The 22124-nt window shown below is 67.8% G+C and carries 18 protein-coding genes; 13 read left to right on the top strand and 5 right to left on the bottom strand.

Annotation, left to right across the window (positions count from 1 at the left end; genetic code table 11):
- Nucleotides 1–51: 51 nt before the first annotated feature.
- The 3 genes from ACFYPC_RS36030 (at nt 52) to ACFYPC_RS36020 (ending at nt 5467) form a co-directional block, all read left to right on the top strand.
- A complete protein-coding gene (locus tag ACFYPC_RS36030) occupies nt 52–3183 on the top strand; it encodes an efflux RND transporter permease subunit (protein ID WP_391891560.1) in 3132 nt (1043 codons plus the stop codon).
- A gap of 227 nt (nt 3184–3410) precedes the next feature.
- Entirely contained in the window at nt 3411–4526 is a 1116-nt protein-coding gene (locus ACFYPC_RS36025; RefSeq protein WP_391891559.1) for a glycoside hydrolase family 19 protein, read from the top strand.
- A 119-nt stretch (nt 4527–4645) separates the two neighbouring features.
- Nucleotides 4646–5467, top strand: a complete 822-nt coding sequence (locus ACFYPC_RS36020; protein ID WP_391891558.1) for an NPP1 family protein — start codon at nt 4646–4648, stop codon at nt 5465–5467.
- Between the two features lie 81 nt (nt 5468–5548).
- Here the strand turns inward: ACFYPC_RS36020 and nadA are convergent, their stop codons facing one another.
- Nucleotides 5549–6745, bottom strand: a complete 1197-nt coding sequence (nadA, locus tag ACFYPC_RS36015; protein ID WP_391891557.1) for a quinolinate synthase NadA — start codon at nt 6743–6745, stop codon at nt 5549–5551.
- 297 nt (nt 6746–7042) lie between these two features.
- On the opposite strand from nadA, the gene ACFYPC_RS36010 reads away from it, so the two are divergent.
- The gene (locus tag ACFYPC_RS36010) at nt 7043–7399 is read left to right on the top strand and encodes an iron-sulfur cluster assembly accessory protein (protein ID WP_365427349.1); all 357 of its coding nucleotides are present in this window, start codon (nt 7043–7045) and stop codon (nt 7397–7399) included.
- Nucleotides 7400–7536: 137 nt separating this feature from the next.
- Here the strand turns inward: ACFYPC_RS36010 and ACFYPC_RS36005 are convergent, their stop codons facing one another.
- Together ACFYPC_RS36005 and ACFYPC_RS36000 are read right to left on the bottom strand one after the other, a co-directional pair.
- On the bottom strand, nt 7537–9087 hold the full coding sequence (locus ACFYPC_RS36005; protein ID WP_391891556.1) for a hypothetical protein: 1551 nt from the start codon (nt 9085–9087) through the stop codon (nt 7537–7539).
- A gap of 203 nt (nt 9088–9290) precedes the next feature.
- Nucleotides 9291–9500, bottom strand: a complete 210-nt coding sequence (locus ACFYPC_RS36000; RefSeq protein ID WP_391891555.1) for a hypothetical protein — start codon at nt 9498–9500, stop codon at nt 9291–9293.
- A gap of 145 nt (nt 9501–9645) precedes the next feature.
- Here ACFYPC_RS36000 and ACFYPC_RS35995 point away from each other — a divergent pair, with 145 nt between their 5' ends.
- Complete coding sequence (locus ACFYPC_RS35995) at nt 9646–10620, top strand: carbohydrate kinase family protein (RefSeq protein WP_391891554.1); 975 nt, start codon at nt 9646–9648, stop codon at nt 10618–10620.
- 158 nt (nt 10621–10778) lie between these two features.
- On the opposite strand, the gene ACFYPC_RS35990 is transcribed toward ACFYPC_RS35995, so the two are convergent.
- A complete protein-coding gene (locus ACFYPC_RS35990) occupies nt 10779–12161 on the bottom strand; it encodes a cysteine desulfurase/sulfurtransferase TusA family protein (protein ID WP_391891553.1) in 1383 nt (460 codons plus the stop codon).
- Nucleotides 12162–12482: 321 nt separating this feature from the next.
- On the opposite strand from ACFYPC_RS35990, the gene coxB reads away from it, so the two are divergent.
- The 4 genes from coxB (at nt 12483) to ACFYPC_RS35970 (ending at nt 16996) form a co-directional block, all read left to right on the top strand.
- Complete coding sequence (gene coxB / locus ACFYPC_RS35985; RefSeq protein ID WP_391891552.1) at nt 12483–13475, top strand: cytochrome c oxidase subunit II; 993 nt, start codon at nt 12483–12485, stop codon at nt 13473–13475.
- On the top strand, nt 13472–15208 hold the full coding sequence (ctaD, locus tag ACFYPC_RS35980; RefSeq protein ID WP_391891551.1) for a cytochrome c oxidase subunit I: 1737 nt from the start codon (nt 13472–13474) through the stop codon (nt 15206–15208). The genes coxB and ctaD overlap by 4 nt, the downstream gene beginning before the upstream one ends.
- Nucleotides 15205–15603, top strand: a complete 399-nt coding sequence (locus ACFYPC_RS35975; protein WP_385738653.1) for a cytochrome c oxidase subunit 4 — start codon at nt 15205–15207, stop codon at nt 15601–15603. Before ctaD ends, ACFYPC_RS35975 begins: the two co-directional genes overlap by 4 nt.
- 130 nt (nt 15604–15733) lie before the next feature.
- Nucleotides 15734–16996, top strand: a complete 1263-nt coding sequence (locus ACFYPC_RS35970) for an Ig-like domain-containing protein (protein ID WP_391891550.1) — start codon at nt 15734–15736, stop codon at nt 16994–16996.
- Nucleotides 16997–17102: 106 nt separating this feature from the next.
- Here ACFYPC_RS35970 and ACFYPC_RS35965 read toward each other — a convergent pair whose 3' ends face one another.
- The gene (locus ACFYPC_RS35965; RefSeq protein WP_391891549.1) at nt 17103–17504 is read right to left on the bottom strand and encodes a hypothetical protein; all 402 of its coding nucleotides are present in this window, start codon (nt 17502–17504) and stop codon (nt 17103–17105) included.
- Between the two features lie 187 nt (nt 17505–17691).
- Between ACFYPC_RS35965 and ACFYPC_RS35960 the strand changes: the two genes are divergently transcribed.
- The 4 genes from ACFYPC_RS35960 to ACFYPC_RS35945 all read left to right on the top strand — a co-directional run bounded on the left by ACFYPC_RS35960 (nt 17692) and on the right by ACFYPC_RS35945 (nt 21899).
- Complete coding sequence (locus tag ACFYPC_RS35960; protein WP_385738648.1) at nt 17692–18312, top strand: heme-copper oxidase subunit III; 621 nt, start codon at nt 17692–17694, stop codon at nt 18310–18312.
- 64 nt (nt 18313–18376) lie between these two features.
- Entirely contained in the window at nt 18377–19183 is an 807-nt protein-coding gene (locus ACFYPC_RS35955; protein ID WP_391891548.1) for a c-type cytochrome, read from the top strand.
- Nucleotides 19183–20250: a Rieske 2Fe-2S domain-containing protein gene (locus ACFYPC_RS35950; RefSeq protein WP_391891547.1), complete on the top strand. Its 1068-nt coding sequence runs from the start codon at nt 19183–19185 to the stop codon at nt 20248–20250. Before ACFYPC_RS35955 ends, ACFYPC_RS35950 begins: the two co-directional genes overlap by 1 nt.
- Nucleotides 20247–21899 carry a cytochrome bc complex cytochrome b subunit gene (locus ACFYPC_RS35945; protein WP_391891546.1) on the top strand — a complete coding sequence of 551 codons (1653 nt, stop codon included), beginning with the start codon at nt 20247–20249 and terminating at the stop codon, nt 21897–21899. The genes ACFYPC_RS35950 and ACFYPC_RS35945 overlap by 4 nt, the downstream gene beginning before the upstream one ends.
- Nucleotides 21900–22124 lie beyond the last annotated feature (225 nt).

Raw genomic sequence — 22124 nt, 5'->3', positions numbered from 1 at the left:
TCAGATGGGCCCCTCCTGCCGCGCACACCACGGAAGAGAGACCCACCACCCATGTCCTGGCTGTCCCGGTTCAGCCTCGCGCAACGGGCCCTGATAGGTCTGATGTCGATCATCGCGCTCGCCTTCGGTGCGATCGCGATCCCCCAGCTCAAGCAGCAACTGCTGCCCACCATCGAACTGCCCATGGTGTCCGTGCTCGCGCCGTACCAGGGCGCTTCTCCGGACGTGGTGGAGAAGCAGGTCGTCGAGCCCATCGAGGACAGCCTCGAATCCGTCGACGGCATCACAGGCGTCACCTCCACGGCCGGCGAGGGCAACGCCGTGATCATGGCGTCCTTCGACTACGGCAACGACACCAAACAGCTCGTCGCCGACGTCCAGCAGGCGGTCAACCGGGCCCGCGTCCTTCTCCCGGACGCCGTCGACCCGCAGGTCATCGCCGGTTCGACGGACGACATACCGACCGTGGTTCTCGCCGTCACCTCGGACAAGGACCAGCAGGCACTCGCCGACCAGCTCGACCGCACGGTCGTGCCGGAGCTGGAGCAGATCGACGGGGTCGGACAGGTCACCGTCGACGGTGTACGGGACCTCCAGGTCACCGTCACGCCGGACGCCACGGCGATGGCGCGGGCCGGACTCACCTCCGCCGCGCTCGGCCAGGCCCTTCAGGCGGGCGGCGCGACCGTCCCCGCCGGCTCCTTCGACGAGGACGGCAGCAACCGCACCGTCCAGGTCGGCGGCGGCTTCACCTCGCTGGATCAGATCCAGGACCTGATGGTCGCGGGCGCCCCCGGCAAGAAGCCCGTACGCCTCGCCGATGTCGCCACCGTGAAGGAGGAGCAGGCGATCGCCGACTCCATCACGCGTACGGACGGCGAACCGAGCCTCGCCATCAACGTCACCATGGACCACGACGGCAGCGCGGTCGCCATCTCCGACGCCGTCGCGGGCAAGCTGGCGGACATGCGCAAGGACCTGGGCGCGGGGGCGACGGTCACCGTCGTCAGCGACCAGGGCCCGGCCGTGAAGAAGTCCATCGACGGTCTGACCACCGAGGGCGCGCTGGGCCTGCTCTTCGCCGTCCTGGTCATCCTGGTGTTCCTGGCCTCGATCCGCTCGACCCTCGTCACCGCGGTCTCCATCCCGCTGTCGGTGGTCCTCGCGCTCATCGTCCTGTGGACCCGCGACCTGTCGCTGAACATGCTCACGCTCGGCGCGCTGACCATCGCGATCGGCCGGGTCGTCGACGACTCGATCGTCGTCCTGGAGAACATCAAGCGGCACCTCGGGTACGGCGAGGAGCGCGAGGAGGCGATCCTCAAGGCGGTCCGCGAGGTCGCCGGCGCGGTCACCTCCTCGACCCTCACCACGGTCGCCGTCTTCCTGCCGATCGGTCTGACCGGCGGCATGGTGGGCGAGCTGTTCGGCTCCTTCAGCCTGACGGTCACGGCGGCCCTGCTGGCCTCCCTGCTCGTCTCGCTGACCGTCGTACCGGTGCTGTCGTACTGGTTCCTGCGCGCCCCCAAGGGCACTCCGGCGGACGCCGAGGAAGCACGGCGGCAGGCGGAGGAGAAGGAGGCGTCGAGCCGTCTCCAGCGTTTCTACGTCCCCGTACTGCGCTTCGCGACCCGGCGCCGGCTGACGAGTGTGGCGATCGCGGTCGTCGTCCTCGTCGGTACGTTCGGCATGGCGCCCCTGCTGAAGACGAACTTCTTCGACCAGGGCGAGCAGGAAGTCCTCACCGTCAAGCAGGAGTTGAAGCCGGGTACCAGCCTGGCGGCGACGGACGCCTCGGCCAGGCAGGTCGAGAAGATGCTCGCCGGCGTGGACGGCATCAAGGACTACCAGGCCACCATCGGCTCGTCCGGTTTCATGGCCGCGTTCGGCGGTGGCACGGACACCAACCAGGCCTCGTACCAGATCATGCTGGAGGACTCGGCCTCCTCCGGCGACGTCCAGAACCGCATCGAGGAGGGGCTCGGCAAGCTCTCCGGTGTCGGTACGACCACGGTCGCGGCCGGGGACGGGTTCGGCAGCCAGGATCTGAGCGTCGTCGTGAAGGCGGCCGACGCGGACGTCCTGAGCGAGGCGGCCGGCGAGGTCCGTGACGAGGTCGCGAAGCTCGACGACGTGACCGACGTGACGAGCGACCTGGCGCAGAGCGTGCCGCGTATCTCGGTCAAGGCCAACTCCAGGGCGGCGGCGGCCGGTTTCAACGACGCGACGCTCGGCGTTGCCGTCGGTGAGGCGGTGCGCGGCACGACGAGCGGCACGGCGACCCTGGACGACACCGAGCGGGACATCGTCATCAGGTCGGCGACGCCGGCCACGACGCTCACCGAGTTGAAGAACCTGCCGCTGGGCGCGGTGAGGCTCGGTGACATCGCGACGGTGCAACTGGTCGACGGGCCGGTCTCGATGACCCGGATCGACGGTCAGCGGGCCGCCACGATCACGGCGCGGCCGACGGGCGACAACACGGGCGCGGTCAGCGCGGAGCTCACCTCGAAGCTGAACGCGCTGAAGCTCCCCGCCGGTGCGACGGCCGAGATCGGCGGTGTCTCGCAGGACCAGGAGGACTCGTTCGCCTCGCTGGGCCTGGCGATGCTTGCGGCGATCGCGATCGTCTTCATGCTCCTGGTGGCGACGTTCCGTTCGTTGGTCCAGCCGCTGATCCTGCTCGTCTCGATCCCGTTCGCGGCGACGGGCGCGATCGGCCTGCTGGTCGTCACCGGTACCCCGATGGGTGTCCCGGCGATGATCGGCATGCTGATGCTCATCGGCATCGTGGTAACCAACGCGATCGTGCTGATCGACCTGATCAACCAGTACCGCAAGCAGGGCTACGGCACCGTCGAGGCGGTCATCGAGGGCGGCCGGCACCGGCTCCGGCCCATCCTGATGACGGCGCTCGCGACCATCTTCGCGCTGCTCCCGATGGCCCTCGGCGTCACCGGCGAAGGCGGCTTCATCGCCCAGCCGCTGGCCGTGGTCGTCATCGGCGGCCTGATCACCTCGACCCTGCTGACGCTCCTGCTGGTGCCGACGCTGTACACGGTCGTCGAACTCCGCAAGGAGCGACGGGCGAAGAAGAAGGCGGACAGGCGCGCGGCGAAGTCCGGCGGGACCGCCGCCACCGCGGGCGAAGCGGACAAGTCACCGGAACCGGCCGGAGTCTGACCTCTCCTGTGGATCAAGGGGCCCTCGTCCTGGCGCAAGTCGCGTCAGGACGAGGGCCGTTGGTCAGTGAGCGGCACGTTCAGATACCGTTCTTGAATTGGTCCATACCAACACCTTGACGCGGTTTCATTCACGCCTTAAAACAAGCGGTGAAGACCTTGCGAAGGTGCAACCCCCTCTTTCGACTCCCCACTTCAGTGCAAAACGGCGAAAGGTATGACATGGGCATGAAGTTCAGATGGAGGCGTGTGGCCTCCGCCGCCGTCGGCTCTCTCCTCGTGGGTCTGCTGAGCGTGCTGCCCGCGTCTCCCGCCGCGGCCGCCACCGGCCAGATCACCGGTCTGGCGGGCAAGTGCATCGATGTGGCGGGCGGTTCGAGCACCAACGGCACCGCGGTGCAGCTCTACGACTGCAACGGCTCCGCCGCCCAGCAGTGGAACGTCGGCTCCGACGGCACGATCCGGGCGCTCGGCAAGTGTCTGGACGTCTCGAACAACTCGACCGCCGACGGCGCGCTGATCCACCTCTGGGACTGCGTCGGCGGTGCCAACCAGCAGTGGACCGTGTCGGCGGCGCGTGACATCGTCAACCCCGCGGCGAACAAGTGCCTCGACGTTGTCGGCAACAACTCGGCCAACGCCACCCGGCTGCAGATCTGGACCTGCACCGGCGCCGCGAACCAGAAGTGGACGGCTCCTTCCGGCGGCACCACCCCGACCCCGACCGGGTTCGTCGTCACCGAGGCGCAGTTCAACCAGATGTTCCCGAGCCGGAACTCCTTCTACACCTACAGCGGGCTGGTCGCCGCGCTGAGCGCCTACCCGGCGTTCGCCAACACCGGCAGCGACACGGTGAAGAAGCAGGAGGCCGCGGCCTTCCTCGCCAACGTGAACCACGAGACCGGCGGGCTCTACTACATCGTCGAGCAGAACACCGCGAACTACCCCAACTACTGCGACTGGGGCCAGTCCTACGGCTGCCCGGCCGGTCAGTCCGCGTACTACGGCCGCGGCCCGATCCAGCTCAGCTGGAACTTCAACTACAAGGCCGCGGGTGACGCGCTCGGCATCGACCTGCTGGGCAACCCCTGGCTGGTGCAGAACGACGCCGCCGTGGCCTGGAAGACCGGCCTCTGGTACTGGAACACCCAGAACGGCCCCGGCACCATGACCCCGCACAACGCCATGGTCAACGGCGCGGGCTTCGGCCAGACCATCCGCAGCATCAACGGTTCGCTGGAATGCGACGGGCGGAACCCCGCTCAGGTCCAGAGCCGCGTCGACGCCTACAACCGCTTCACCGGGATCCTCGGCGTCACGCCCGGCGCCAACCTCTACTGCTGACGGCTCCCTTCACCGCGTGACCTCACTCGCCACCGCCGCACCCGCGGCGGTGGCGAGTTGGTGCGCCCCCCTTTTCGATCGCCACTGCAGTCCGGTTCCCCCCCGATCTAAGGACCGTCATGAACGCCCCCCGCGGACCCCTCCGTACCGCCGTCCGCTCACACCGCACGGTCCTCGGAGCCCTGGCGCTCGCCGTGCTCGGCACCTTCGCCTCCGCCCCCACCGCCAGCGCGAACGAGCCGCTTGAGTGGAAGGGCAACCTGAACGACTTCATCGCCGCGGGAGCCCCCGACTGGCAGTTCGCCCGTGCCGTCGGCAACGACACCTGCTGGCCGTCCAGCGCTTTCGTCAACGGTGACCAGCAGGCCCCCTCCGCCGAGCTGAAGGCGTGGCCGGACGCCGACTACGGCTGCGCCGCGACGGGCTCGTACTTCCCGACGTACACCACGGTCAAGACCTGCGGCAGCGACGAGGTGCGGGTCATCTACACGCTGTTCTTCCCCAAGGACGGCTTCACCGGCGGCATCGGCCACGCGTACGACTTCGAGCACGCCGTGACCACCTGGAAGTACGCGGGCGACAACAAGTGGACCCGCTCCACACTCCTGCTCAGCACGCACGGCAACCACCGGGTGCTGACCGACTGGAGCAAGATCGAGTCGACCGACCTCAACGCCGACAGCTGGGGCTACGGCAAGGAGCGGCCCAGTGTCTACGTCGGCTGGGGCAAGCACGCGATGTTCAACAACCAGGGCGGTCTGACGGACTACCTGTCGCAGACCACCGACAACGAGTTCCGCAACGACGACTACGCGGGTGACAACACCTCGTACGTGATCGTCGAAGAGGGCAGCGCGATAGCCAGCAAGTTCGACGAGTACAACTGGGGCAACGCGAGCAGCGACCCCACGCAGGTCTCGCGGGACCTCTGCTACTACTAGAGCACTGAGTGGCACTGAGTGGAACTGAGTAAGGGGCGCCGGCCATTGCCGACGCCCCTTACTCTCCACCGGTCACAGGGATTACGGCAGCGCCAGCATCCGCTCCAGTGCCAGCTTGGCGAACTGCTCCGTCTCCCGGTCCACCTCGATCCGGTTGACGAGGTTGCCCTCGGCCAGGGACTCCAGGGTCCACACCAGGTGGGGCAGGTCGATGCGGTTCATGGTCGAGCAGAAGCAGACCGTCTTGTCGAGGAAGACGATCTCCTTGTCCTCACTCGCAAAACGGTTGGCCAGCCGCCGTACGAGGTTCAGCTCCGTACCGATGGCCCACCTGGAGCCGGCCGGAGCCGCCTCCAGGGCCTTGATGATGTACTCCGTGGAGCCCACGTAGTCCGCCGCCGAGACGACCTCGTGCTTGCACTCGGGGTGCACCAGGACGTTCACACCGGGGATCCGGGCGCGCACGTCGTTGACCGAGTCGACCGAGAAGCGGCCGTGCACGGAGCAGTGGCCCCGCCAGAGGATCATCTTCGCCTCGCGCAGCTGCTCGACCGTGAGGCCGCCGTTCGGCTTGTGGGGGTTGTAGAGGACGCAGTCCTCCAGCGTCATCCCCATGTCCCGGACTGCGGTGTTCCGGCCCAGGTGCTGGTCGGGCAGGAAGAGCACCTTTGTCGTCGAGGGCTCCCCCTGCCCGAAGGCCCACTCCAGGGCGCGCTGGGCGTTGGACGAGGTGCAGATCGTGCCGCCGTGCTTGCCGGTGAACGCCTTGATGTCCGCGGAGGAGTTCATGTACGAGACGGGCACGACCTGCTCGGCTATGCCGGCCTCGGTCAGCACGTCCCAGCACTCGGCGACCTGCTCGGCGGTGGCCATGTCGGCCATCGAGCAGCCCGCGGCGAGGTCGGGGAGGACGACCTTCTGGTCGTCGCCGGTCAGAATGTCCGCGGACTCCGCCATGAAGTGCACACCGCAGAAGACGATGTACTCGGCCTCGGGGCGCGCGGCCGCGTCCCGGGCCAGCTTGAAGGAGTCGCCCGTGACGTCCGCGAACTGGATGACCTCGTCGCGCTGGTAGTGGTGGCCGAGGACGAAGACCTTGTCCCCGAGCTTCGCCTTGGCCGCGCGGGCGCGCTCCACCAGGTCCGGGTCGGACGGCGACGGCAGATCGCCGGGACACTCGACGCCGCGCTCGCTCCGCGTGTCGGCCTCGCGGCCGAGCAGCAGCAGGGCGAGGGGCGTCGGCTGTACGTCGAGCTCCTGGGTCTGGGCGGTGGTCACGACACCAACCCTTTCTGTTCTGCGGCTCGCTTGGATCACGGTGGCGATCCAGCGGTACATGCCTTTTCGTCGAATTGACGTTATCTATCATAACCGCTTCGTGTCACTTTGACGATGGCCATAGCGTCGATGTGACGTGAATCCCGGAGAGGTTGTCCACAGGCCGCTGTGCGTCCCCCGGCCCGTGTGCGAGCATGAAGAGAGAACGCAAGACAAGCGCTCGGCCCGGAATGAATCCGAGGCCCCGCCGGTTGGAATGTCGGCAAGCAGTCTCCGAACAACCCGGGAGAGAAGCAGATGTCCGTATCGGACGAGACCACCACCGTGAACGACGGCATCATCCTGTCCGAGTCGGCCGCGGCCAAGGTCAAGGCCCTGCTCGACCAGGAAGGCCGCGAAGACCTGGCGCTGCGCGTCGCTGTTCAGCCCGGCGGCTGCTCCGGCCTGCGCTACCAGCTCTTTTTCGACGAGCGCTCCCTCGACGGCGATGTCGTCAAGGACTTCGGCGGCGTCAAGGTCGTCACCGACCGCATGAGCGCCCCGTACCTGGGCGGCGCGTCCATCGACTTCGTCGACACCATCGAGAAGCAGGGCTTCACGATCGACAACCCGAACGCGACGGGCTCCTGCGCCTGCGGCGACTCCTTCAGCTGAGCCGCGCTGCTCTGGCGGCTGAGCGCCCGGCCGGCCGCTCCGCACACGCGTACGAAGGCGGCGTCCCCCCTGCGAGAGGGGACGCCGCCTTCGCGTATGCGCGGCCGCGTTCGGAAGGACTGCCGTTCCACCGCTGGCTACTGCGGCTGTGCCGAACTCACCACGGCGCCGAGTTCCTTGCCCTCCGGAATCGCCTTGCCGTCCGTTCCCACGACCTTGCGATCGCCGAGTGGCTCGTCCAGGTGCACGGGCAGGTCCATCGCCTTGGCGAGCATGATGCAGACCTTGCCCGGCTCCGATGTGCTGGTCACCGTGACCGTCACCTTGTCGGAAGTCTCGCTCGCAGAAGCCGAGTACTTACTGCACACCCCGCCCCAGAAGCTCACGGTCAGATCCTTGCCGTCGGCGGTGTAGCCCTCCACCTTGACGTCACCGGTCGTGGGTGCCCCGGTCGGCGAAGGGCTCGGGGTCGGGTCCTGACCGGCCTCCGGCGAGGTCAGATACCGCGGATCGACCGCCGGATGCGTCACCGTGAGGACATCCTCCGTACCCGCGGACCGGACATCGAACAGCCAGGACGGCACCAGCGTCTGCTTCCCGTCCACCGAGTGCGCCGCCAGCCCGAACGTGGCCTTCTCGACGGTCGCCGTCGCGGGCGCCGGAGCCACCGTCGCCACCTCGCAGGGCACCTCGTTCCGGTCCTCCAGCGGTACGGGACTGGCGCAGCCGCCGATGCCCTTGGGGGCGCCGCCCGAGGCCGGCCCGTTCATCAGGTCCAGGGTCTGCTGCGCGGTGATGACGGGGTACGTGTCTCCCTTCACCGGCGTCTTCAACCGGCCGCTGCCGCCGATGACCTCGCCCTCGGAGTTGATCTGGACACCCGTCGTCCAGCCGTACGTCGGCAGCCCGCCGACCTCCGGGTCCGCGTTCACCACCCGTACCCGGTCATCGTTCATGAGCTGCGTCGCGTCCAGCTTCGCGTCGTCCTGGCCGACGGCCTTGAGTACGGGGGCGGCCGCCTTCTTCGCCGCCTCCTCGCTCACCGCCGCCGGGCGCAGACCCGCCAGACCGCTGGACCCGATGGGCCCGCAGGGCTTGTTCTCGACGCAGTTGTCGCTGCCCGGCACATAGGAGCTGTAGGTCCAGGTTCCGGGCGCGTCCCTGCTCACCCGCAGGTTCGGTTCGGCGGCGTCGTTCGTGGCGCCGACCGTCCAGTCACCCCCGTCCGTCCGCGGGGTGCCCGCCACCCCGAGAGCCTCGGCCAGCCGAGCCACCTCGGCCTTGGTCACCTGGCCCTTCGCGGCGTACACGGGCGCCGAGTCCGGCCCGTCGGCGAGGTCGCCTTCCGCCCGGTAGGTCGTGCCGTACGGGTTGGGCTCACCGGGCGCGATGCCGTTCGGGCCGTCCGTACCAGCCGTGTCACTCGTACCGCTCTCGGAGTACCCGTCGAGAGCGAGCGCCGGGGGAGTGCCGTCGCCTCCGGGCGTTCCGGAGGCGCTGTCGCCGTTCCCCCCGTTCGACGTGGTCGTCGCGAAGTACGCCCCGCCGCCCCCGACCAGCAGGACCGCGGCCGCGACCGAGGCGACGGCCACCAGGGAATGCCGCCGGCGCGGCTTCGCCGTCTCGACGTCCCTCTCGCCGCCCTCGGCCGAATCGGTCGCGTCGTTGTCGGGTCGCTCGGTGCTCACCGCATAGCTCCTTGGCTCCACTGCTCCTGACGACCCGGCCCGGTCAAGACGGGGCGCCGAAAAAGGGGCGCTGAGGGTCGTACACCGCATCCCCTTCACGGGGGACAGCGATGGGACGCAGCGGGGGAGCGCACGGTTCCCTGCGGGCACGGGTTCCGGCCGATTGTCCGGACGGTTTCAGCCCGTCCTTGCCCGCGCGGCGCTCAGTCGCCGTAGTCGGACATCGCGTCCAGCAGCCGGGCCGAGGCAGGCGGCACCGTCACGCCGTGGATGTGGGAGGGCGGCACGGGGAGGGCGGTGATCCGGTCGGGCGCCGTCCAGTGCTCGGCCATCCGTGCGCAGTCGCCGCGCAGTGAAGCCAGATCGCCGTCGAGGTCTTGCGGAACGGTGCCGTGGACCTTCAGGTTTGTCATAGCGGCACCGTAGGCACGGTGGTGCCCGCGAAGAAAGATCTACTATCGGGTAGTTTTTGCCGCTTCATTGCGCGCACGCCGACCGGGTAGCGTGAACTGTCAGCGCCAGCCCCTCCACATCCCCTCGCAGGAGCGTGTCCTCGCCGTGCGTATCGCAGTCACCGGATCCATCGCCACCGACCACCTCATGACCTTCCCCGGCCGTTTCGCCGACCAGCTGGTCGCGGACCAGCTGCACACGGTCTCCCTCTCCTTCCTGGTCGACAACCTCGACGTACGCCGGGGAGGGGTCGGCGCGAACATCGCCTTCGGCATGGGCCAGCTCGGCACCAAGCCGATCCTGGTCGGGGCGGCAGGTTCCGACTTCGACGAGTACCGCGGCTGGCTCGACCGGCACGGCGTCGACACCGACTCCGTCCGCATCTCCGAGGTACTGCACACCGCCCGCTTCGTCTGCACGACGGACGCCGACCACAACCAGATCGGCTCCTTCTACACGGGCGCCATGAGCGAGGCCCGCCTCATCGAGCTCAAGGCCGTGGCGGACCGCGTCGGCGGCCTCGACCTCGTCCTGATCGGCGCGGACGACCCCGAGGGGATGCTCCGTCACACCGAGGAGTGCCGCTCCCGCTCGATTCCCTTCGCGGCCGACTTCTCGCAGCAGATCGCCCGGATGAGCGGCGACGACATCCGGGTACTCCTGGACGGCGCGACGTACCTCTTCTCGAACGAGTACGAGAAGGGGCTCATCGAGTCCAAGACCGGCTGGAGCGACGAGGAGATCCTCGGCAGGGTCGGCACCCGCGTGACCACCCTCGGCGCGCAGGGCGTGCGCATCGAGCGCGCCGGCCAGGAGCCGATCGAGGTCGGCTGCGCGGAGGAGGAGCGCAAGGCCGACCCCACGGGTGTCGGCGACGCCTTCCGCGCGGGCTTCCTCTCCGGCCTGGCCTGGGGTGTCTCCCTCGAGCGCGCCGCCCAGGTCGGCTGCATGCTCGCCACGCTGGTCATCGAGACGGTCGGCACGCAGGAGTACCAGCTGCGCCGCACCAACTTCATGGACCGCTTCACCAAGGCGTACGGCCATGAAGCCGCCGCCGAGGTCCAGACCCACCTCGTGTAGTCGTGTCGTTTGGTTCACCTCGGGTCCGCGACGCCTGGCACGGCACCTCGCCGCGTTGTCGCATGACCCGAGTACGCCCAGTACGCGGGTCGTGCTCCGCCTTGCGATGCACCGCACCATGCGCCGCGGCCTGATCCGAGGTGAACCAAACGACACCCCTAGGACACCCGGCGGACCACATAGGCAGAGCCGTGGTCCGCCGGCTCCTCGCCCACGTACTCCTGTCCCCGCATCTCGCACCACGCCGGAATGTCCAGCCGCGCCGCCTCGTCGTCGGCCAGGACACGGACCGTGCCGCCGACCGGGACATCGCCGATGACCCTGGCCAGCTCGATGACCGGGATCGGGCACCGCTTGCCCAGGGCGTTCACCACGAGCGAGTCGGAGGCGGCGGCCGACTTCGGCGCCGCGGCGGGAGCGCCCAGCTTCTCCCGTACGGCCAGGACCGCGCCCGGCAGCACGGACAGGAACCGGTCGACGTCCGCCGCAGGGACACCCGGCGGCAGCGAGACCCGGACGTTGCCCTCGGTCAGGACCCCCATGGCCTTCAGTACATGGCTGGGCGTCAGCGTGCTGCTCGTGCACGACGAACCGGAGGAGACCGAGAAACCGGCGCGGTCCAGTTCGTGCAGCAGGGTCTCACCGTCGACATAGAGACAGGAGAAGGTGACGACGCCGGGCAGCCGGCGGTCCGGATCGCCGACCACCTCGACATCCGGGACCAGTTCGGGCACCCGCAGGCGGATCCGGTCCGTCAGTTCCCGCAGCCGCGCGCCTTCCTCGGCCGCCTCGGCCCGTACGGCCCGCAGTGCCGCCGCCGCGGCCACGATCCCGGGAATGTTCTCGAACCCGGCGGCCCGCCCCGACTCCCGCTCGTCCACGGGCCCTTGGGGAGCGAACCGCACCCCCTTGCGTACGACGAGCAGCCCCACACCCGAAGGGCCGCCCCATTTGTGGGCACTTGCCGTGAGCAGGGACCACTCGCCCTCCACCCGGCCCCACCCCAGCGACTGCGCCGCGTCCACCAGCAGCGGCACGCCCGCCGCCCGGCACTCCTGAGCCACCGCGGCCACCGGCTGCTCCGTACCCACCTCGTGGTTGGCGGACTGCAGACAGGCGAGCGCGGTGTCGGGGCGCAGGGCCGCCGAGTACGCGGAAGGGGACACCGCGCCTGTACGACCGACCGGGACCTGTGTCACCGTCCCGCCCGCCGACTCGTGGACCTCGGCCGAATGGAGCACCGAAGAATGTTCGACCGCTGACACGATCAGGTGATGTCCGGTCCGCCGGCGTCCGGCCAGCGCGCCCGCGACCCCGGAGTGCACCGCCCGCGTACCCGACGACGTGAAGACCAGTTCGTCCGGCCGGCAGCCCACGGCATCCGCCGCCGCCTCACGCGCCGCGTCGAGCAGCAACCGGGCCCGCCTTCCCTCCCTGTACAGACGTGCGGGATCCGCCCACCCCTCGTCCAGGGAGGCCTGCAGGGCCTGCCGGGCAACGGGATGGAGGGGAGCGGCGGAAGCAGCATCGAAGTAGGACACACCACAACGCTAGGCGCCCCAAAGGGGCGGGGGGAACTGCGCGATCAACCACAACGGGCCGGCAGTCGCACGACGAGAGCGACTCGCCGAGTTGTTGGGCGCCCCTACCCCCCGTCAGAAGCACCCCAGGACAGGGCAACCCACCCCCTCCGCGAAACCCGGCGGCGCGTTGCGCACCCCTCCCCGCGCGACCCCAAATAGCGTCCAGTAGGGTTTGCTCCGCATAAACATCCAAACCCCTGCCCGTGTGCCAGGGCGGCGAGCGACCAGCGAGAAGGCCGTAGCCAACCAGCGCGGGCGAGACTCTCGGGAAGGCGCTACGTGAGTCCCAACGGCTCCGACCTCCCCCGCTGCCTGAAGGGCGCGGGCGGTACCCCCACGCCGCGGCGCCCGATGCGGCGGAAGCTGCTGCAGGCAATGACTGCGGGCCTGGTCCTGGCTACCGCTACCGGTTGCACATACAAGGACTTTCCGCGCCTTGGTTTTCCCACCCCGGTCACGGAAGAGGGTCCCCGGATCCTCTCCCTCTGGCAGGGCTCGTGGGCGGCCGCGCTCGCCACGGGCGTGCTGGTCTGGGGCCTGATCCTGTGGAGCGTTTTCTTCCACCGGCGCAGCCGTACCAAGGTCGAGGTTCCCCCGCAGACCCGGTACAACATGCCCATCGAGGCGCTGTACACCGTGGTCCCGCTCATCATCGTCTCGGTGCTGTTCTACTTCACCGCCCGCGACGAGACGAAGCTCCTCAGTCTGGACAAGAAGCCCGACGTCACCATCAACGTCGTCGGCTTCCAGTGGAGCTGGGGCTTCAACTACATCGAGAACGTCGACGGTTCCACCGGTGACGCCGCGACCGACGAGAACCTGGCCGCCATTCCGAACAGGTTCAAGAAGGACTACCCGGCGAACGCCGGCGGTGTCTACGACGTCGGCACGCCGGCCTCGGAGAACCCGCAGACGGGTAACCCCGGTCCGACGCTCTGGCTCCCCGAGGGCAAGACGGTCCGTTTCATCCTCACTTCGCGAGACGTCATCCACTCCTTCTGGGTGGTGCCGTTCCTGATGAAGCAGGACGTCATTCCGGGCCACACCAACTCCTTCCAGGTGACCCCCAACGCGGAGGGCACCTACCTGGGCAAGTGCGCCGAACTCTGCGGCGTCGACCACTCCCGGATGCTCTTCAATGTGAAGGTCGTCTCTCCCGAGCGCTACGAGGCCCACCTCAAGGAGCTCGCGGAGAAGGGCCAGACGGGCTACATCCCGGCCGGCATTGAGCAGACGGACCCCGAGAAGAACCGGGAGACGACCAACCTGTGAGCATCCTCAACGAACCCCAGGGTGCCGCCGAGGCCGAAGGCTCTTACGAGAGCGAGTTGCCGCTGAGGCGCAAGGAGCCCGGCAGCGTCGTGATCAAGTGGCTCACCACCACTGACCACAAGACGATCGGGACGATGTACCTGATCACGTCGTTCGCGTTCTTCTGCATCGGCGGCGTCATGGCGCTGCTCATGCGCGCCGAGCTGGCGCGCCCGGGTCTGCAGATCATGTCGAACGAGCAGTTCAACCAGGCGTTCACGATGCACGGCACGATCATGCTGCTGATGTTCGCGACGCCGCTGTTCGCCGGTTTCACGAACTGGATCATGCCGCTGCAGATCGGCGCGCCCGACGTGGCGTTCCCGCGGCTGAACATGTTCGCCTACTGGCTCTACCTGTTCGGCTCGCTCATCGCGGTCGGTGGCTTCCTCACCCCGCAGGGCGCGGCCGACTTCGGCTGGTTCGCCTACAGCCCGCTGTCGGACGCGGTCCGCTCGCCGGGCATCGGCGCCGACATGTGGATCATGGGCCTGGCCTTCTCCGGCTTCGGCACGATCCTCGGTGCGGTCAACTTCATCACCACGATCATCTGCATGCGCGCCCCCGGTATGACGATGTTCCGTATGCCGATCTTCGTGTGGAACGTGCTGCTGACCGCGGTCCTGGTCCTGCTGGCCTTCCCCGTTCTCGCCGCCGCGCTGTTCGCGCTGGAGGCGGATCGGAAATTCGGGGCACATGTCTTCGATGCCGCCAACGGCGGGGCCTTGCTGTGGCAACACCTCTTCTGGTTCTTCGGCCATCCAGAGGTGTACATCATCGCTCTGCCATTCTTCGGAATCATTTCCGAAGTGATCCCGGTGTTCTCGCGCAAGCCGATGTTCGGCTACATGGGCCTGATCGGCGCCACCATCGCGATCGCGGGTCTCTCCGTGACCGTGTGGGCGCACCACATGTACGTCACCGGTGGCGTGCTTCTGCCGTTCTTCTCCTTCATGACGTTCCTCATCGCCGTGCCAACGGGCGTGAAGTTCTTCAACTGGATCGGAACGATGTGGAAGGGGTCCTTGTCGTTCGAGACCCCGATGCTCTGGGCGACCGGCTTCCTGATCACCTTCACCTTCGGTGGTCTGACCGGCGTCATCCTGGCCTCGCCGCCGATGGACTTCCACGTCTCGGACTCGTACTTCGTGGTGGCGCACTTCCACTACGTCGTCTTCGGCACCGTGGTGTTCGCGATGTTCTCCGGCTTCCACTTCTGGTGGCCGAAGATGACCGGCAAGATGCTCGACGAGCGCCTCGGCAAGATCACCTTCTGGACGCTGTTCGTGGGCTTCCACGGCACGTTCCTGGTGCAGCACTGGCTGGGTGCGGAGGGTATGCCGCGTCGTTACGCGGACTACCTCGCGGCCGACGGCTTCACCGCGCTGAACACGATCTCGACGATCAGCTCCTTCCTGCTCGGTCTGTCGATACTGCCGTTCCTCTACAACGTGTGGAAGACCGCCAAGTACGGCAAGAAGGTCGAGATCGACGACCCGTGGGGCTACGGCCGTTCACTCGAATGGGCCACGTCCTGCCCGCCGCCGAGGCACAACTTCCTCACCCTGCCGCGGATCCGTTCCGAATCCCCGGCGTTCGACCTGCATCACCCTGAGATCGCCGCTCTCGACCAGCTCGAGAACGCCGGTCACGGTGAGAAGGCCCTCGCTGGTGGCAAGGAGGCCGGCAAGTGAAGGTCCAAGGCAAGATGTTCATCTGGCTGGCCCTCTTCATCCTCGTCATGGCGATCGTCTATGGCGTGTGGTCGAAGGAGCCGGCCGGCACCACGGCGCTCTTCCTGGGCTTCGGCCTGAGCATCATGATCGGCTACTACCTGGCCTTCACGGCCCGGCGGGTCGACGCGCTGGCGCAGGACGACAAGGAGGCCGACGTCGCGGACGAGGCCGGCGAGGTGGGCTTCTTCAGCCCGCACAGCTGGCAGCCGCTCGCGCTCGGCATCGGGGGCGCGCTCGCCTTCCTGGGCGTCGTCTTCGGCTGGTGGCTGCTGTACTTCTCGGCCCCGATCATCGCGATCGGCCTGTGGGGCTGGGTCTTCGAGTACTACCACGGTGAGAACCGCACCCAGTAGCACGCGCTGAACGCCCGGGAGCCCGGACACTCCGTCAGGAGAGTCCGGGCTCCCTCGTTTGCCACACCTTCTGTCCCTCGCTCGGGTCACTCGGCGCGCCGTAGTTGACAGCCGTTCATAGCGTGAGCTCATGAACCACTCACCGCGATTCCGCACGGTAGCCAGCTGCACCACGCTGCTGGTCGCCCTCGGCGCGGGCGTCACCGCCTGCGGCTCCGACGGCCACCCGCTCTCGGCCAAGCCGTATGACGCGGCGGGTCAGATCACCTTCAACGGCCCGGCCGGCGAGAGCCGCAAGGTCGACCCCGACAAACCCCTGGAGATCACCTCCGGGGGTGACGAGGGGCGTATCACCGACGTGACGGCCACGGATGCGTCCGGCCGGTACGTCGCGGGCGAACTCTCCGCGGACGGCGGCCGCTGGCACAGCACCTCACCGCTGGCCGCGGGCGCCCGCTACACCGTGCGCGTGAGCACGGAGGACGCGGACGGCGCCCCGGGCCGCAAGGTCATCGCCTTCGACACGAGCACCCCCACGACGAATAAGCGGCTGAACGTCACCTTCGGGCCCGACGCGGGCACGTACGGCGTCGGTCAGCCCGTCACGGCCGAACTCAGTGCTCCCGTCAAGGACAAGGCCGCCCGTGCGGTCGTCGAGCGCGCCCTCAAGGTCGACTCCAAGCCCGCCGTGGAAGGCGCCTGGCACTGGGTGGACGACAAGACGCTGCACTATCGCCCCAAGGAGTACTGGCCCACCCACGCCACCGTCCAGGCGCACGGCAACATCGGCGGCATCAAGATCGCCGAGCGACTCTGGGGCGGCGAGGCGAAGCCCCTGAAGCTCACCATCGGCGACCGGCTCGTCGCCGTGACCGACGCCTCCGCGCACTCCATGACGGTCTACCGGAACGACAAGGCGATCAACGAGATCCCCGTCACCACCGGCAAGCCCGGCTTCGAGACACGAAACGGCGTCAAGGTCGTGCTGGGCAAGGAGTACTACGTACGGATGCGCGGTACCAGCATCGGGATCGCCGAGGGCACCGCGGACTCCTACGACCTTCCCGTGTACTACGCGACGCGCGTCACCTGGAGCGGCGAGTACGTGCACGCCGCGCCCTGGTCGACCGGCTCCCAGGGATCCGCCAACGTCAGCCACGGGTGCACCGGAATGAGCACGAACAACGCCGCCTGGTTCTACGAGACGTTCCGTGAGGGCGACATCGTCAAGGTCATCAACTCGTACGGCGAGGACATGGACCCGTTCGGCAACGGCTTCGGGGACTGGAACCTCAGCTGGCAGAAGTGGCGCAAGGGCAGCGCCCTCGTGGGCGGATCCCCTGACGGCCCGAGCGTGCAGGACCGGGCCAGGTTGCGCCCCGAGTCCGTGTGAGACCGGGGCGCGCCGAACCGCGCGACAAGCCACACCCGGGCCGCGGGCACCGACCGATGGCTGCCCCTGCCCGACCCCCTGGGCGCCCGCAAGGGCCCCCCGACTCCTAGGCGCCCGCAAGAGCCTTCCGGCGCAGCAGTGCGGCCAGCTCGGCAGCGAACTCCACCGGCTCGACCGGCAGGGTCACCGCGGCGTCCGCACGGCTCCAGGTGGCCAGCCAGGCGTCCTGGGGCCGCCCGATCAGCACAAGGACGGGCGGGCAGTTGAAGATCTCGTCCTTGATCTGGCGGCAGACGCCCATCCCGCCCATCGGCACGGCCTCGCCGTCCAGCACACAGACGTCGATACCGCCCTTGTCCAGCTCCTTCAGGACGGCGGCGGGTGTCGCGCACTCGAGGAACTCGACCTGGGGGACATCGGTGGCCGGCCTGCGGCCCGTCGCGAGACGCACCTGCTCCCGGGTGTTGGAGTCGTCGCTGTAGACCAGCACCGTGGCGGTCGGCTGCATTCTTCCTCCGAGACGTCGGCGTCCTTCAGGCGGGACGGACAGGGTCCGCTGCGCGGATGCTACTCCTCCGAACACCTCGTCAACACCTGTTCGGACAGGGCTTCCATGGGCCATTTGGGCTGGACACACCCCATCAACACTCCGAATGGCACCCCCCGGGGTGAGGGCGGGATAAGCGACCGACATAATGTCGGTCGTGGCGACAGCAACGACAGTAGAAACCGGGCACGCGCACCCGTCGGTCAATCGGCCGAACCTCACCAGCGTCGGAACCATCATCTGGCTGAGTTCCGAGCTGATGTTCTTCGCGGCCCTCTTCGCGATGTACTTCACCCTGCGATCGGTGACCGGGCAGGATCACTGGAAGGAAATGGCCGAGTCGCTGAACATCCCGTTCTCAGCGACGAACACCACGATCCTGGTGCTCTCCTCACTCACCTGCCAGCTCGGCGTGTTCGCCGCCGAGCGCGGTGACGTGAAGAAGCTCCGGATGTGGTTCATCGTCACCTTCATCATGGGTGCGATCTTCATCGGCGGTCAGATCTTCGAGTACACCGAGCTGGTCAAGAAGGACGGGCTCTCGCTCTCCTCCGACCCGTACGGCTCGGTGTTCTACCTGACCACCGGTTTCCACGGACTGCATGTGACAGGAGGTCTGATCGCCTTCCTGTTCGTCCTCGGCCGCACCTACGCGGCCAGGAAGTTCACCCATGAGCAGGCGACCGCCGCCATCGTCGTGTCCTACTACTGGCACTTCGTCGATGTCGTCTGGATCGGCCTTTTCGCCACGATCTACCTGATCAAGTAATCGGGCGAAGCGCCCGAAACATCCAGAAGCACCGACGCAGAAGATCCTGACACCGGGGTAATCCGTGAAAAAGCTCTCCGCACGACGACGCCATCCGCTGGCGGCGGTCGTCGTACTCCTCCTCGCGCTGGCGGCCACCGGGGGGCTGTACGCCGCGTTCGCACCCGCGAGCCAGGCGCAGGCCGACGAAACCGCCCAGTCTCTTGCCATCGACGAGGGCAAGAAGCTCTACGCCGTGGGCTGCGCAAGCTGCCACGGCACCGGCGGTCAGGGCAGCTCCGACGGTCCGAGCCTGGTGGGCGTGGGCGCAGCCGCCGTCGACTTCCAGGTCGGCACCGGTCGTATGCCGGCCCAGCAGCCGGGCGCGCAGATCCCGAAGAAGAAGGTCATCTACTCGCAGGCCCAGATCGACCAGCTCGCGGCGTACATCGCCTCGCTGGGCGCCGGTCCCTCCGTGCCGACCGAGAACCAGGTCAGCCCCGAGGGCGCGGACATCGCCAAGGGCGGCGAACTCTTCCGTACCAACTGCGCGCAGTGCCACAACTTCACCGGCAAGGGCGGTGCGCTGTCCGAGGGCAAGTTCGCACCGGACCTGGAAGGTGTTTCCCCCAAGCACATCTACGAGGCCATGCAGACCGGCCCGCAGAACATGCCTTCGTTCCCCGACACGATCATGTCGGAGCAGAACAAGAAGGACATCATCGCGTACCTCGACGCGGTCAACGGTGACGACACCGTGGAGCCTGGCGGCCTCAGCCTGGGCGGCCTCGGGCCGGTCAGCGAGGGCCTGTTCTCCTGGATCTTCGGACTCGGAGCCCTGATCGCTGTCGCCGTCTGGGTCGCCGCTCGGACCGCAAAGGCCAAGAAGTGATGAGTAGCCAACAAACTCCAGAAGAGAACCTGCCCGCCGAGCGGGCCACCGACGACCATGGACACGGTGCCGTGTCGGTGGCGAACGAGCAGGACCCGTTCGCCAACCCGGGGCTGCCGCCCCATGAGCACCGCGTCCAGGACATCGACGAGCGGGCAGCCAAGCGCTCCGAGCGCGTGGTCGCCTTCCTGTTCACCCTGTCGATGCTGGCCACGGTAGGTTTCATCGCCTCGTACGTGGCGATCCCGGTCGACAAGGCCGTCTACATCTTCCCGATCGGGCACACCAGCGCGCTCAACTTCGCGCTGGGCATGACGCTCGGCATCGCGCTGTTCGCCATCGGCGCGGGCGCGGTCCACTGGGCCCGCACCCTGATGTCCGACGTGGAGATCCCCGCCGAGCGTCACCCGATCGAGGCGCCGCCCGAGGTCAAGGCCCAGGTGCTGGCCGACTTCAAGCAGGGTGCCAAGGAGTCCGCGCTCGGTCGGCGCAAGCTGATCCGCAACACGATGTTCGGCGCGCTGGCCCTGGTCCCGCTCTCCGGCGTCATGCTGCTGCGCGACCTCGGCCCGCTGCCGGGGACCAGCCTCCGCCACACGATGTGGCGCAAGGGTCTACAGCTCGTCAACATGAACACGAACGAGCCGCTGCGTCCCTCGGACGTGGTCGTCGGTTCGCTCACCTTCGCCAAGCCCGAGGGCCTGGAGGAGCACGACGAGGAGTTCCAGACCGAGATCGCCAAGGCGGCCCTGATGATCGTCCGGCTCCAGCCGGACAACATCAAGGACAAGCGGGAACTCGAGTGGTCCCACGAGGGCATCGTGGCCTACTCGAAGATCTGTACCCACGTCGGCTGTCCGATCTCCCTGTACGAGCAGCAGACGCACCACGTCCTCTGCCCGTGCCACCAGTCCACCTTCGACCTCGCCGACGGCGCCCGAGTGATCTTCGGCCCGGCCGGTCACGCCCTGCCGCAGCTGCGCATCGGTGTGAACGCTGAGGGCTACCTCGAAGCGCTCGGCGACTTCGAAGAGCCCGTCGGTCCTGCTTTCTGGGAGCGCGGATGAGTACCACTGCTGCGAACACCTCCGACCCGGGCGAGAGCAACTCGCGGAAGAAAGCACCCGCCGGTGAGCGGGTCGCCGACTGGGCCGACGGTCGGCTGGGCATCTACGGCCTGGCCAAGACCAACATGCGCAAGATCTTCCCGGACCACTGGTCCTTCATGCTGGGTGAGGTCTGCCTCTACAGCTTCATCATCATCATCCTCACGGGTGTGTATCTGACGCTGTTCTTCCACCCGTCGATGAACGAGGTGGAGTACCACGGCAGCTACGTCCCGCTGCAGGGCCAGCTGATGTCCGAGGCGTTCAACTCGACCATGCACATCTCCTTCGATGTGCGCGGTGGTCTGCTGATCCGGCAGATCCACCACTGGGCGGCGCTGATCTTCCTCGCCGGCATGTTCGTGCACATGATGCGCGTGTTCTTCACGGGTGCGTTCCGCAAGCCCCGTGAGGTCAACTGGATCTTCGGTTTCCTGCTGTTCGTCCTGGGCATGTTCACCGGCTTCACCGGCTACTCGCTCCCGGACGACCTGCTCTCCGGCACCGGTGTCCGCTTCATGGAAGGCGCGCTCCTGTCCGTGCCGATCGTGGGCACGTACCTCTCGTTCTTCCTCTTCGGCGGCGAGTTCCCGGGCGGCGACTTCGTGGCCCGCTTCTACTCGATCCACGTCCTGCTGCTGCCGGGCATCATGCTCGGTCTGGTGGTCGGCCACCTGATCCTGGTCTTCTACCACAAGCACACGCAGTTCGCGGGCCCCGGAAAGACGAACGACAACGTCGTCGGCATGCCGCTCCTTCCGGTCTACACGGCCAAGGCCGGAGGCTTCTTCTTCCTGGTCTTCGGTGTCATCACGGTCATCGCGGGGATCGCCTCGATCAACCCGATCTGGACCATGGGCCCCTACCGCCCGGACCAGGTGTCGACCGGTGCCCAGCCCGACTGGTACATGGGCTTCTCCGAAGGCCTGATCCGTTTCATGCCGGGCTGGGAGATCAACCTCTGGGGTCACACGCTCGTCCTGGGCGTGTTCATCCCGCTGATCATCTTCCCGCTGGTCCTGGTCGCGATCGCGGTCTATCCGTTCATCGAGTCCTGGGTCACCGGCGACAAGCGCGAGCACCACATCCTGGACCGCCCGCGCAACGTCCCGACGCGTACGGCCTTCGGCGTCGCGTGGATCACCTGGTACATGGTTCTGCTGATCGGTGGTGGAAACGACCTCTGGGCCACGCACTTCCACCTGTCGATCAACTCGATCACCTGGTTCGTGCGGATCGCGTTCTTCGTCGCGCCGGTCCTCGCGTTCGTCGCCACCAAGCGGATCTGCCTCGGCCTGCAGCGCCGGGACCGGGACAAGGTGCTGCACGGCCGCGAGTCGGGCATCATCAAGCGCCTGCCGCACGGTGAGTTCATCGAGATCCACGAGCCGCTCAGCCAGGAGGCTCTGCACACCCTCACCGCGCACGAGCAGTACCAGCCGGCCGAGATCGGCCCGGCGGTCGACGAGAACGGTGTCGAGCGCAAGGTGAAGGGCACGCAGAAGCTGCGGGCCAAGCTCAGCAAGGGCTATTACGGGGAGGACAACCAGATCCCCAAGCCCACCGTCGAGGAGTACAAGGAGATCACGAGCGGCCACGGCCACCACTGATCACCCCTACGATCCTCGCTGATCGCCACGGCTGGAGCCCCGTCCATTGCATGGACGGGGCTCTTTGCCCTCTCCAGGGCTGGATAGGGTGGAGTGGGGCCCCCCCCCCACGGGGGGGGGCCCCCCCCCCCCCCCCCCCCGGCACCCCCCCCCGGCCCAAAGGCGCGGGTAGCCCCCCGGGGGGGCCACCACCGCCGGCCCCCCCCGGGGCCCCGTGGGGTAACG

It is taken from the genome of Streptomyces sp. NPDC005808, from assembly GCF_042871385.1.
Taxonomy (GTDB): Bacteria; Actinomycetota; Actinomycetes; order Streptomycetales; family Streptomycetaceae; genus Streptomyces.
Note: the sequence above shows the minus strand (reverse complement) of the source record. Positions and strands in the feature narration are given on the sequence as shown.

What these genes read in the sequence shown, in the direction of transcription:
- ACFYPC_RS36030 (WP_391891560.1), top strand. Translation starts at nt 52, where the DNA reads ATGTCCTGGCTGTCCCGGTTCAGCCTCGCGCAACGGGCCCTGATAGGT.
- ACFYPC_RS36025 (WP_391891559.1), top strand. Translation starts at nt 3,411, where the DNA reads ATGAAGTTCAGATGGAGGCGTGTGGCCTCCGCCGCCGTCGGCTCTCTC.
- ACFYPC_RS36020 (WP_391891558.1), top strand. Translation starts at nt 4,646, where the DNA reads ATGAACGCCCCCCGCGGACCCCTCCGTACCGCCGTCCGCTCACACCGC.
- ACFYPC_RS36010 (WP_365427349.1), top strand. Translation starts at nt 7,043, where the DNA reads ATGTCCGTATCGGACGAGACCACCACCGTGAACGACGGCATCATCCTG.
- ACFYPC_RS36000 (WP_391891555.1), bottom strand. Translation starts at nt 9,500, where the DNA reads ATGACAAACCTGAAGGTCCACGGCACCGTTCCGCAAGACCTCGACGGC.
- ACFYPC_RS35970 (WP_391891550.1), top strand. Translation starts at nt 15,734, where the DNA reads ATGAACCACTCACCGCGATTCCGCACGGTAGCCAGCTGCACCACGCTG.
- ACFYPC_RS35965 (WP_391891549.1), bottom strand. Translation starts at nt 17,504, where the DNA reads ATGCAGCCGACCGCCACGGTGCTGGTCTACAGCGACGACTCCAACACC.
- ACFYPC_RS35960 (WP_385738648.1), top strand. Translation starts at nt 17,692, where the DNA reads ATGTCGGTCGTGGCGACAGCAACGACAGTAGAAACCGGGCACGCGCAC.
- ACFYPC_RS35950 (WP_391891547.1), top strand. Translation starts at nt 19,183, where the DNA reads ATGAGTAGCCAACAAACTCCAGAAGAGAACCTGCCCGCCGAGCGGGCC.
- ACFYPC_RS35945 (WP_391891546.1), top strand. Translation starts at nt 20,247, where the DNA reads ATGAGTACCACTGCTGCGAACACCTCCGACCCGGGCGAGAGCAACTCG.